This window comes from Arthrobacter sp. 2RAF6, assembly GCF_052115205.1.
GTDB lineage: Bacteria > Actinomycetota > Actinomycetes > Actinomycetales > Micrococcaceae > Arthrobacter.
This window is the reverse complement of the sequence record NZ_JBFRGF010000043.1, coordinates 33,196-43,741: the sequence shown is the minus strand read 5'-3', so window position 1 is coordinate 43,741 and position 10,546 is coordinate 33,196. Positions and strand designations below refer to the sequence as shown.

The 10,546-nt window shown below is 64.1% G+C and carries 13 protein-coding genes; 9 read left to right on the top strand and 4 right to left on the bottom strand.

Annotated features, from left to right (window positions below):
• The first annotated feature begins 134 nt into the window (after positions 1–134).
• Genes paaA through AB4Z38_RS22055 form a run of 6 tightly spaced genes read left to right on the top strand, consistent with a single transcriptional unit; the run spans position 135 to position 5,000 of the window.
• Positions 135–1,130: a 1,2-phenylacetyl-CoA epoxidase subunit PaaA gene (paaA, locus tag AB4Z38_RS22080; protein WP_441431680.1), complete on the top strand. Its 996-nt coding sequence runs from the start codon at positions 135–137 to the stop codon at positions 1,128–1,130.
• Positions 1,127–1,456: a 1,2-phenylacetyl-CoA epoxidase subunit PaaB gene (gene paaB / locus AB4Z38_RS22075; protein WP_441431679.1), complete on the top strand. Its 330-nt coding sequence runs from the start codon at positions 1,127–1,129 to the stop codon at positions 1,454–1,456. Before paaA ends, paaB begins: the two co-directional genes overlap by 4 nt.
• 56 nt (positions 1,457–1,512) lie before the next feature.
• Complete coding sequence (paaC, locus tag AB4Z38_RS22070; RefSeq protein WP_441431682.1) at positions 1,513–2,415, top strand: 1,2-phenylacetyl-CoA epoxidase subunit PaaC; 903 nt, start codon at positions 1,513–1,515, stop codon at positions 2,413–2,415.
• 8 nt (positions 2,416–2,423) lie between these two features.
• Positions 2,424–2,963 carry a 1,2-phenylacetyl-CoA epoxidase subunit PaaD gene (gene paaD / locus AB4Z38_RS22065; protein WP_441431681.1) on the top strand — a complete coding sequence of 180 codons (540 nt, stop codon included), beginning with the start codon at positions 2,424–2,426 and terminating at the stop codon, positions 2,961–2,963.
• A gap of 10 nt (positions 2,964–2,973) precedes the next feature.
• Positions 2,974–4,209, top strand: a complete 1,236-nt coding sequence (gene paaE / locus AB4Z38_RS22060; protein ID WP_441431678.1) for a 1,2-phenylacetyl-CoA epoxidase subunit PaaE — start codon at positions 2,974–2,976, stop codon at positions 4,207–4,209.
• An 11-nt stretch (positions 4,210–4,220) separates the two neighbouring features.
• Positions 4,221–5,000 carry an enoyl-CoA hydratase/isomerase family protein gene (locus tag AB4Z38_RS22055; RefSeq protein ID WP_441431677.1) on the top strand — a complete coding sequence of 260 codons (780 nt, stop codon included), beginning with the start codon at positions 4,221–4,223 and terminating at the stop codon, positions 4,998–5,000.
• A 42-nt stretch (positions 5,001–5,042) separates the two neighbouring features.
• Here the strand turns inward: AB4Z38_RS22055 and AB4Z38_RS22050 are convergent, their stop codons facing one another.
• From AB4Z38_RS22050 to AB4Z38_RS22040, 3 genes are all read right to left on the bottom strand, one after another.
• Positions 5,043–6,617, bottom strand: coding sequence for an HNH endonuclease (locus AB4Z38_RS22050; RefSeq protein ID WP_441431676.1), 1,575 nt, complete (start codon positions 6,615–6,617; stop codon positions 5,043–5,045).
• Between the two features lie 37 nt (positions 6,618–6,654).
• Positions 6,655–6,957 (bottom strand): hypothetical protein, encoded by a 303-nt coding sequence (locus AB4Z38_RS22045; protein ID WP_441431675.1) that lies wholly within the window; start codon positions 6,955–6,957, stop codon positions 6,655–6,657.
• A gap of 349 nt (positions 6,958–7,306) precedes the next feature.
• Positions 7,307–7,726: a hypothetical protein gene (locus tag AB4Z38_RS22040; RefSeq protein ID WP_441431674.1), complete on the bottom strand. Its 420-nt coding sequence runs from the start codon at positions 7,724–7,726 to the stop codon at positions 7,307–7,309.
• Between the two features lie 389 nt (positions 7,727–8,115).
• On the opposite strand from AB4Z38_RS22040, the gene AB4Z38_RS22035 reads away from it, so the two are divergent.
• The 3 genes from AB4Z38_RS22035 (at position 8,116) to AB4Z38_RS22025 (ending at position 9,929) form a co-directional block, all read left to right on the top strand.
• Positions 8,116–8,766 carry a cation diffusion facilitator family transporter gene (locus tag AB4Z38_RS22035; protein ID WP_441431673.1) on the top strand — a complete coding sequence of 217 codons (651 nt, stop codon included), beginning with the start codon at positions 8,116–8,118 and terminating at the stop codon, positions 8,764–8,766.
• Between the two features lie 258 nt (positions 8,767–9,024).
• Positions 9,025–9,183, top strand: a complete 159-nt coding sequence (locus AB4Z38_RS22030) for a hypothetical protein (protein WP_441431672.1) — start codon at positions 9,025–9,027, stop codon at positions 9,181–9,183.
• Positions 9,184–9,707: 524 nt separating this feature from the next.
• Positions 9,708–9,929: a hypothetical protein gene (locus AB4Z38_RS22025; RefSeq protein ID WP_441431671.1), complete on the top strand. Its 222-nt coding sequence runs from the start codon at positions 9,708–9,710 to the stop codon at positions 9,927–9,929.
• A 37-nt stretch (positions 9,930–9,966) separates the two neighbouring features.
• On the opposite strand, the gene AB4Z38_RS22020 is transcribed toward AB4Z38_RS22025, so the two are convergent.
• Entirely contained in the window at positions 9,967–10,470 is a 504-nt protein-coding gene (locus AB4Z38_RS22020) for a DUF2127 domain-containing protein (RefSeq protein WP_441431670.1), read from the bottom strand.
• Between the last annotated feature and the right edge of the window lie 76 nt (positions 10,471–10,546).

Here is a 10,546-nt window from a genome sequence, read left to right as displayed (position 1 = left end):
TCCCCACCCCGCCCGCGCCCCTCGCCCCGCCCGCGCCCCTCGCCCCCGCCGGCCCGCGCCGACCCGAACGCTTGACGCATCTTGCGCCTTCCGCATATTCTGAACGAACGGTCGGTAAATATTTAGGAGCAACCATGGCATCGCAGAATCTGCAGTCTGTGCCCGCTGAGCTGTCCCCCGAAGAGCTTGAGCGGGAACAGGCCGGTCAGGCGTACTTTGACCGCATTATCTCCGAGGACTCGCGCATCGAACCCCGGGACTGGATGCCGGAGGCCTACCGCAAGACCCTGCTCCGCCAGATCTCGCAGCACGCGCACTCGGAGATCATCGGCATGCAGCCGGAAGCCAACTGGATCTCCAGGGCTCCGAGCCTCAAACGCAAGGCCATCCTCATGGCGAAGGTGCAGGACGAGGCAGGCCACGGCCTGTACCTCTACTCGGCCGCCGAAACCCTCGGCCAAAGCAGGGACAAGATGACGAGCGACTTGATCGCCGGCAAGGCCCGGTACTCGTCCATCTTCAACTACCCCGCGATTTCCTGGGCGGACATGGGCGCAATCGGCTGGCTGGTGGACGGTGCCGCGATCTGCAACCAGGTTCCCCTGTGTCGTGCTTCTTACGGCCCCTACGGACGCGCAATGGTGCGCATCTGCAAGGAAGAGTCGTTCCACCAGCGCCAGGGTTTCGAGATCCTCCTTGAACTGTCCAACGGCACGCCCGCCCAGAAGCAGATGGCCCAGGACGCCGTTAACCGCTGGTACGCGCCGGCGCTGATGATGTTCGGCCCGCCGGACGACGATTCGCCCAACTCCAAGCAGTCCATGGCCTGGAACATCAAGCGGTTCAGCAACGATGAGCTCCGCAACCGCTTCGTCGGCATGATGGTGGAGCAGGTCAAGGTCCTGGGCCTCACGCTCCCGGACAAGGACATCCGTTTCAACGAAGAAACCAAGAAATGGGAGCACGGCCCCCTGGACTGGAACGAGTTCAAAGACGTTCTCGCCGGAAAGGGTCCCTGCAACGCGCAGCGGCTTGAGCGCCGCCGTGAAGCGCACGACGACGGCGCCTGGGTCCGCGAAGCGGCCGCCGAGTACGCCCGCAAGCAAGCAGAGAAGGAATACGCAGCATGACAACCTCCCCGGCAACCCCGGCCAACGAAGCCAACGAACCCCACGAAACTCCCTGGAGCCTCTGGGAAGTCTTCGTTCGCTCCAGCCGCGGCCTGTCCCACGTCCACGCGGGATCCTTGCACGCTCCTGACGCGGCGATGGCGCTGCGCAACGCCCGCGACTTGTACACACGTCGCAACGAAGGCGTGTCCATCTGGGTGGTTCCGGCCGACGCCATTTTCTCGAGCGACCCGGATTCCAAGGGTTCCTTCTTCGAGTCCCCGCAGGGCAAGGACTACCGCCACGCGACGTACTACACCAAGAGCGAAGGCGTGAAGCACCTGTGAGCACGCCCGCAAACGCAGAAAACAACGCAAACGAACAGAACAACACGGACTTCGCCATCGAGGGTCACGGGGACATCTCCGTCGGCGTCAGGGGAGCGGGTGCTTCCGGAGACGGTTCCGCAAGCGCCACGCGAATCACCCCCGGGAACGCCCTGCGCCCCGAAGACATAGCCCTGGAGATCCGCAAGGGACAAGTCAAGCCGACAAACGACGTCGCGGAATACGCTCTGCGCATCGGCGACGACGGCCTGATCCTCGCCCAGCGCCTTGGTCACTGGATCTCTCGCGCCCCCGAGCTTGAAGAAGACGTCGCCCTGGGCAACATCGCGCTCGACCAGCTCGGCCACGCCCGTTCCTTCCTCACCTACGCCGGGGCGGCGTGGGACAAGTCCGAGGACGATCTGGCGTACTTCCGCCGCGAGCACGAGTTCCGCTCCGCCCACCTCTTCGAGCAGCCCAACGGGGACTTCGCCGTCACCATCGCACGGCAGTTCATCGTGAGCTACTACCAGTTCGAGCTCTACAAGCGGCTGACCGGATCCACGGATGCCACCATCGCGGCGATCGCGGCGAAGGCCCTCAAAGAGGTCGACTACCACCGCGACCACAGCGCCCAATGGGTCCTCAGGCTTGCCGGCGGCACGGAAGAGTCCCGCCGTCGTATCGTCCAGGCTTTCAAGCTCGTCTGGCCGTACGTGGAAGAACTCTTCGAAGACGACGAACTCACGGCCCGCGTCGCGGAAAGCGGAGCAGGCGTTCAGCCCTCCAGCATCCGCGCGGACTTCGACCAGCTCACAGGCGCGATCCTGAGCGAAGCCGGCCTCGATGAGGAGCTCAAGCTTGAGCGCATCCCGCAATCCTTGGGTGGCGGCCGCCAGGGCAAGCATTCCGAGCACCTGGGCTACCTGCTCGCCGAGATGCAGGTACTTGCCCGCGAACATCCCGGCGCAAGCTGGTGACCGTGGACATGTTCCTTCAAGAGACACCAAACCAGACCAAGCAAACCGCCGAGCAGATGGCCTGGGGGATTGCGGCCACGGTCTGCGATCCCGAGATTCCCGTCCTCACCGTTGAGGATTTGGGGATCCTGCGTAACGTTCAACTGTTCGACGACGGCGGGCTGGTCCCCGCTGTCCAGGTCACCATTACGCCGACCTACTCGGGCTGCCCAGCGATGGACGCCATCCGCGACGACCTCAAGACCGCGTTCCACAAAGCGGGCTACCCGAGCGTCTACGTCGAGCTCGTCCTGGCCCCGGCGTGGACCACGGACTGGATGACGGACGCCGGCAAGGCCAAGCTGCAGGAGTACGGCATCGCACCTCCAAGTGGCAGGGCAGCCGCAGGCGGCCATGCCGGCAAAGTGCGGCTCAGCCTTTCCGTGAAATGCCCCCAGTGTTCTTCGCTGAACACCAAGGAACTCACCCGCTTTGGTTCCACGTCCTGCAAGGCGCTCTTTGTCTGCCAGGACTGCAAGGAACCGTTCGACTACTTCAAAGTCCTGTAAGGAATCCGACATGCCCGTTGTCCGCCAGACCGCAGCCGAACAAGCGCAGGCCACCGGCCGCCGTCGTGCGTCTTTTCATTCCCTCAGTGTTTCGGAAGTCCGCCGCCTGACTGAAGACGCCATCGAGGTCACGTTCGACGTCCCGGCGGAGCTCGCCGGCCAGTACGACTACCTTCCCGGCCAGTACGTGGCTCTTCGGACCACGCTTCCCGACGAGAGCGGGGAGCCGAAAGAGACCCGTCGCAGCTACTCCATCTGCGCAGAGCCGCGCAGCTTCGCGGACGGCAGCAGCGAGATCCGCGTGGCCATCAAGAAGGACCTGGGCGGCATCTTCTCCACGTGGGCGAATGCGGAACTCAAGGCCGGCGACACGCTGGACGTCATGAGTCCCATGGGAGCGTTCATTTCCAAGCATGGCAAGGATGGCAAGACTGTCCAGCAGAACGTCATGAACTCCATGAACAATCCGCAGAACATGGCGGGCGAGTTCGACGACGCCGGATCCTTCGTGGCCATCGCCGCCGGTTCGGGCATCACCCCGGTGATCGCGATCGCCCGCACCCTGCTGGCCGCGAACCCGGAAACGCGCTTCGACCTGATCTACGCCAACAAGGCCGCGATGGACGTCATGTTCCTCGAGGAATTGGCGGACCTGAAGGACAAGTACCCCTCGCGCTTGGCGTTGCACCATGTGTTGTCGCGCGAGCAGCGCATCGCACCCCTCATGACGGGCCGTATCGACGCCGAGAAGCTCCAGCAACTCCTCGGCACCGCCATCCACGCGCAGGACGTGGACGAATGGTTCCTGTGCGGGCCGTTCGAGCTGGTCCAGCTGTGCCGGGACACCCTCGCTGCGCGTGGCGTTGAGCCCGAACACGTCCGCTTTGAGCTCTTCACTACCGGCCGCCCGGACCGCCCCGAGGGCAACGCCGGCCGGCCCGTTGTGGAGGACGAGTCGAAGGACACGTTCAAGATCACCTTCAAGCTGGATGGTTTGACCGGCGATGTCGCCAGCCCCACCCACGCCCGGGAATCCATCCTCAACGCGGCGTTGCGCGTTCGCCCGGATGTCCCGTTCGCCTGCGCCGGTGGCGTCTGCGGCACGTGCCGCGCCAAACTGGTCTCGGGCACGGTCAGCATGGACGAGAACTATGCCTTGGAGCAGGATGAGTTGGACAAGGGCTACGTCCTGACGTGCCAGTCCCACCCCACCAGTGAATCCGTCACGGTCGATTTCGACGTCTAAGGAATAAACGAATGATCGAGCTCTCCATCGCCAACGGCATCGCCGAAATTGTCCTCAATGCCCCGGAAAAGCTGAACTCGCTTGACGAGGCAGCGCTTGCGGAACTGGATAGAGCGTACGACGACGCCGCTGCCGCCGCCTCCCGCGGGATGGTGCGGGCGCTGCTCCTCCGCGGAGAGGGCCGCGCCTTTTGCGCGGGGCGCGACATTGCCGGCGTGACGCCGGAGAGCGACGATGCGAAGGCGTACTTGAACGGGCTCGTGGAGCCGCTGCTCAAGAAGATGGCAGCCTTCCCCGCCCCGACGTTCGCGGCCGCGCACGGCGCGTGCCTCGGCGTCGGGCTCGGCCTGTTGCTCGCCACGGACGTGGTGTACGTGGCGGAGAACGCCAAGTTCGGGTCACCGTTCGCCAAGCTGGGCGCCACGTTGGACTCGGGCGGGCACTGGTACTTCACGGAGCGCCTCGGCATGCACCGGACCTTGGACCTCATCTACACCGCGGACCTGATCAGCGGCGCCGAGGCTGTGGCGCAGGGTATGTTCAGCCGGGTCATGCTTGACGACGATTTGCTGCCCGGCACTCGGGCCATCGTTGAACGGGTCGCGGCGGGCGCAACCGGTGCGTTCACGGCCAGCAAGGAGCTCGTGGCCCATATCCGCGATGAGCGCCTGGGCTTGTGGGCCGCCATGTCCGAAGAGAACGACGAGCAGGCGCGACTGTGCAAGACCGAGGACTACGCCGAAGGTTTCCGGGCGTTCCAGGAGAAGCGGGCACCGGTTTTCAAGGGGTAGCTTGTGTGCCTGCCAGTGACGCACCGTACGCGGCGGGGTAGATCAAGCGGCCTGGAGTTCCGTGAGATGGGCGTATTTCAGCGCCTTGGCTTGATGGCGTAGTTTGCGCCGGTGCTGTCTGGAGTGCGGTGCCGCGGTATCGGGTGGGTCTGTGCTGCTTGACCCTGTGCCTGGTGGATTGCTGCCTGGCGGCCCGCTGCCTGGCAGGGGCGGGGCTGTTGATCGGTAGGTGTGTCCGGTGGGGGTGCGGATGTCGAGGACATGCCGTGTCCCGGGGCCGATTTGTGCTGTCCGGGTTTGTGCTGTCCAGCCGGGGAGTTCTTTGGTGTGGTTGCATGCTTCGCAGACCCCTGCCCCGTTGACCAGGCTGGTCGTGCCGCCGTGGTGCCAGGGGATGATGTGGTCGAAGTGCCTGATGGGCGCGTCGCAGTAGGGGGTGCGGCAGGTGTCGTCGCGGGCCTGGATGAAGCGGCGCAGCGCGGGCGGGAAGAGCCGCGCCTTCGAATCGACGCCGACAAGCTCCCCGGTCCCTGGAGCGGTGAAGAGGCGCCGGAGCCAGAGCTTCAGGCCCTGGTCTTGATCCTGGCCAACTTGGCCGGCTTGGGCCAGCCCGGGTTGGCCGGGTTCATTGCTGCTGTCGTGGTTCCCGGCGAGGAGTGTCCTGGCCCAACCTGCGGGGATGATGCCGTAGCCGGGGAGGCGGGCCGGTTCGGCATCGCCTTGGAACAGGGTGCGGTCGGTTATGACGAGTTGAACCTCGATCCCGCTGATCCCTGCAGGGGTGCCGGTGGTGCGTTCGATGAGGGTGTCGGCCATGATCTGGCCCCGGGTCCGGGTGTCTCCGCTGTTGCGGAGCGTGTCGGCGTGCCGGCCCAGTGCAGCGTGAACGGCCACGCCTTGGGCGACGGGGAGCAGGGCAGTGAGGTAGGTCATGGTGTCGGGGGCCGGGCGGAGGCTGACGTGCCGTTCGGTGGCGGCGTGGCTGGCGCGCTGGGTGACGGAGCGGGGGTCCCGCCGGTAGGCCGCGGTCCGGGCCGCGGCGATGATGGCCTTGTCTCCGGCGCCGTCGAAGGTTCCGGTGTCGGCGGCGAGTTCCTCGTCCACGGCGCACCGGTCTTCGGCGGACAGGCAGGCTGTTTCCTTCACGAGCAGGGTGGCGCGCCATTCGTTCAGCTGCCCGGTGTCCAGGGCGGCGAGGGTGTGCGGCATTTCCGTGACGAGCGCCTTCGACAGTCCAAGGAGCCGGGATCCGCGGGCGGGGGATTCCCGCCGGGCCAAGGCAATCTGGGCTCCGACGCCGCGTCCACGTTCTTCGGCCGGGACATCCGCCGCCGCGTCCGCGCTGCGTTGGGCGGCATCGAATGCGACAGCGATCCTCGCCTGTGCCCCGGCGGCCGCGGACTTCAGGTCCTCCAGGGCGCGCAGTTGGTCAATCAATTCGGCACGGTCGGTCAACTCGGTGCCACCGGCCGACTCGGTGCCGCCGGCTTCGGGCCGGAACGAGGCAACGGTATCGATCAAATCCCGCACCCATGCATCCGACACCGGAGCATCCGGAGCCGTGCCGCCGGACGGCGCGCCCGCTCCGATCAGCTGTGTTCCCCGGTTCCCGGCCATAACCAAAGCATCGCAGAGGGGTACGACTTTTTTGGGCTCACTCGTGAAAGGGAAGCTCTGAGCCCTGGGGGAAAGGTAAGACTCCTTGTTCCGGCGTCATGGTGAACCACTCGCCGCCCTGCCTTGTCGCAAAAATGATAACTCTCTGACCGGTATCGAGCGGATCGCCGTCGAGGTAGGACTCGCCTCCAGAGCAGGTCTGGGGCATGGATGAGATGCGCAGGTTCCCATCTCCGGGATTCCCTTTGAGAACCTGCTCGACTTCAACAAGGTGGGTCGTGGCCTTGGAACCGTAAATTGTGGTCTCGCCGGCCTGGCTTACAGACTTTCCGATGAGCACCACGGCGGCCTTATCGTATTGGTCCTGAGGGTTCTCGAACCGGACCCAGTCAACGCACGCTACCGGGCCACCGCCTGGAACGGGGCTGCTGGTAGAACCAGGGATTGAGCTAGTGGCGTTCGCCGTGGGTTCCGCAGTTCCCGGTCCGCCCGTCAACCTGTCGCCACACGATGTCAGCAAGATGGTGAGAAGTAGGGATGGAATCAGCCATCGCCGCGAGCTAATGCGTTTCATTGTGCTCCCTCATAAGTGGACGCTCACCCTGGCGGGGTACTTCGTGTTAGGTAGGAGGCTATCCCTCCGCCGGAGCCGGCTGCCATGAAGACACCGATTTCGGTTTCACCATCACTCAAAAAGACAGGAATCTCGCGGGGCGGGCGCGGGGTGTTGAAGTTCTTGACGGCGTCTTCGGGGCTGGTGGGCACGGGTCCGCCGTACAGGTTGCTGGCGTAGGCGGAGTAAGGCACGTGAGTTCCATTTGAATCCCCGTGGAACCCTGGGGCGGAGTGTCCAGTTCAACGGTTGCTGTGCCGGTGTAGGTGGTGGTCACGGGCGAGGCCAAAGGTGTCACCTTTTCGCCTCCGGGAACGAAGAAGAGCCCTGCCGCTGCCGCTCCGACACCAAGCAGTCCCGCCCCGGCTAGAACGCCGGAACCAAGCCACACCCCGGTGCGCCTCCGTTTCGCGGCCGGTGATTCCTTCTCGACCTGGGAGACAAGTTCTGCGCGGAGGGCATCACTGAAGAGATCATCGACGTGGAACTCGTTCATGGTCGTTCTCCTTCCAACACCGGGGTTGGAGCAGTGGGCGGGTTAGTCGATGCATCACCGTCGAGGGCGGCTCTGAGCCGCTGAAGGAGGCTCTTGTGCCACAACCCCTCTTCGCTGTCTCCTTTGTCCCCCATGCCTTTTAGTGTCCGGCAAAGCCCAAAAGGTTTCACCGAATCCGAAGCCACGAGCGGCCCTTCCCAAGGCAAGTCCGCCATTCTAGAGTCGGGCCACTGGGGATAACGGTGGCCCTGTGAGATAACTACACTCTCGCCAGGCCAAAGGTCAGCACGGCGGCGGGTGACGAGTCTGGCCGAAGGTTTCCGTGCGTTCCAAGAGAAGCGGGCGCCGGTCTTCAAGGGGTAGAGCGCCGGGCTGGTTACCCTGAAGGGGTGACTCGTACTCGTCGGCTGAGCGTCGTCCTGGTTTTGAACCTGGCACTGGTGGCCGGGTTGGTTGTTGTGGGAATCTCGGCGAACTCGTTGGGCGTGCTCGCCGAGGGCACGGACTACCTGGCCGATGCTGCCGCCATCGGGGTGTCCTTGTTTGCTGTGCGGGTGTCCAAGCTGCCGCCGACCCCAAAGCGTCCGCAGGGATATCCGATGGCCACCACGTGGGCCGCCGGGGTAAATGCCGGCTGGCTGCTCGTCCTGAGCGTCGCGATTCTGGTGGGCGCGGCCGGGCGCTTCCTCACCGGTACCGGTGAGGTTCACGGGCTGCCAGTGCTCATCGTCAGCGGAATTGCCGCCGTCGTGATGTTCGTGGGTGCCCTCATCCTCGACGGCGACAACGGTGACGGAGACAACAAGGCCGGTGGCGATCTGAACATGCGTGCCGTCCTTCTTGATACCGCCGGCGATGCCGCGGCGGCGGCCGGGGTCGCCGTGGCCGGTGCCGTCATCTACGTCACGAAGGGCCTTTACTGGCTTGATCCTGTTGTCGCAGCGATCATTGCTGGCGTGGTGGGATATCACGCGGTCCGCTTACTGATCGAAATCTTCCACGCCCTGCGGGCCCATATGCGCGATGCGGCTCGGCCATGAGAATGCACGGGACTGAGCGGGTGCTGCGGATCGTCCTGGCGACTGCGATCGTCGGTGGCCCGTTGGGCTACCTCGTCGGCGGGCTGCTCGCACCGGCCGTTCACACCTCCGGAACGGCAACGCCGGGTTGTTGGATCAGTTCACCAATGACGCGGTCATGAACACGTACCTCGTGGTCTACGTGGTCTGTCATCTTGCGGCCTATGTCCTGTTCGGAATTGGGCTGTACCGGGCGGGGGCCATACCGCTTTGGGCGGCGTGCGCGATGATCGCCAAAGCCCTCTCACGATCGCCGCGTTCGCTTTCCACGACGGCGGCCGCACCGCCGTCGGCGTCGTCGCGCTTACCCTGTTGCTGGTCGGCAGCCTGCCTGCAGCTCGAGCCATGGCTGTCCCGCGACGCAGGCCCGGGGCCTGAGGAGTTAGCGGCTCCCTGCTCTGGTTCCCGTGGCCGGTACTAAGTAATGTACGGGCCGAACTCTGCCTCGGGGTCGCGCCTTCTGCGTGGGAAAAGAGCTCGTCCGGCTTCATCAATGGCAATTGCCGGGATCAGTACCAGGCCCACGGTGATGGACAACATGGTCCACGCCGCGTCTTGGAGGACGTCCTGCGGCGACCGCTTGGGTGGTTCCGGCCGCCTTGGGCCTCCATGCATCAGAGTGATCATGGTTTGAGGGTAGGGACTGAGATCGCGCAGCGCCTGAGTGGTAACTACTCGTCTAGGTCAGCGTCCATACTCGTTTCAGCACGTGCGAGTTTCCAGGCCGCTGATATTCGTCGCTGGCCTCCTCAAAAGATGCGCCGAAACCCACCGCTGACCTGTTTTTGCTCTAAAGTTATGACCAACCGGTGGCAGTAAGCATGCTTAGTGTCTGCCATCCGTGAGGAGCAAGAGAAAAGAACGAGATCAGTCGAACGGTTTCTTTCCTAGAGGAGGCGCACGTGGAGAACTTTCCTTGGATCATCATCATGCTGGTCCCGTCGCTGGGATTCTTTCTCTTTTTGATCTACGCAAACTTTCGCCTCTCCCGCAGGCGAAAGGCTCGCGGACTGCCGCCCGCCGGACCCGTCCCGGCCCGTTCCAGAAACGGCCGCAGAAAAAACATCACCTACATCGTCGTCGATGAGAACCGGCAGCGCGACAACTCCGAAAGCGCTCCGTAGGCTGGCATGAGCGGCATGACGAGCCTCAACCCGCCGCCTAGGACGTGGGGGAGACCTGTTGATTCCGTGCCCGATGGATGCGGTACTCACGCCCGGTGATCCAGACGATGAAAATGTCGAAAGCCGTCAGGAGCACGAGGCCCCACGAGAAGGCCACGGCGATCCGATAGCCCTGGTAAAGGATGAAGACCAGCAGGAATGCGATCATCCAGGGGTATGCCCAGAGCTTGTCTTTCAGGACGGCCCAGACCAGGACGATTTTGACCAGGCCGTGGAGGAGTAGGTAGATCGCCCCGAACAGCGTCGCCGAACCTGAGAGGTTGGAGCTCAGGTGCACCAGGCTGTTAGCCAGGAAGTCGTGGGGGTCTTGGGCGAGCTCGTGTTGGGTGAGGAACCGGACCAGATCGCCGATTTGCCGCGGCGTTACCAATAGGAGAAGGACGCCGCCGATCAGTTCCAGAACGCCGTCCAGGCCCTTCAGCACGAGGCTCACGCGAAATGTCCGGTCGAGCAGGGTAGTTTCAGACGGTTTCGTTCCCATGACACTTCCCTTCGGTACCTCAAGATACATTCATTCTTATGTGGAGCACGCGATCTCCGGGCAGCAACCTGAAACG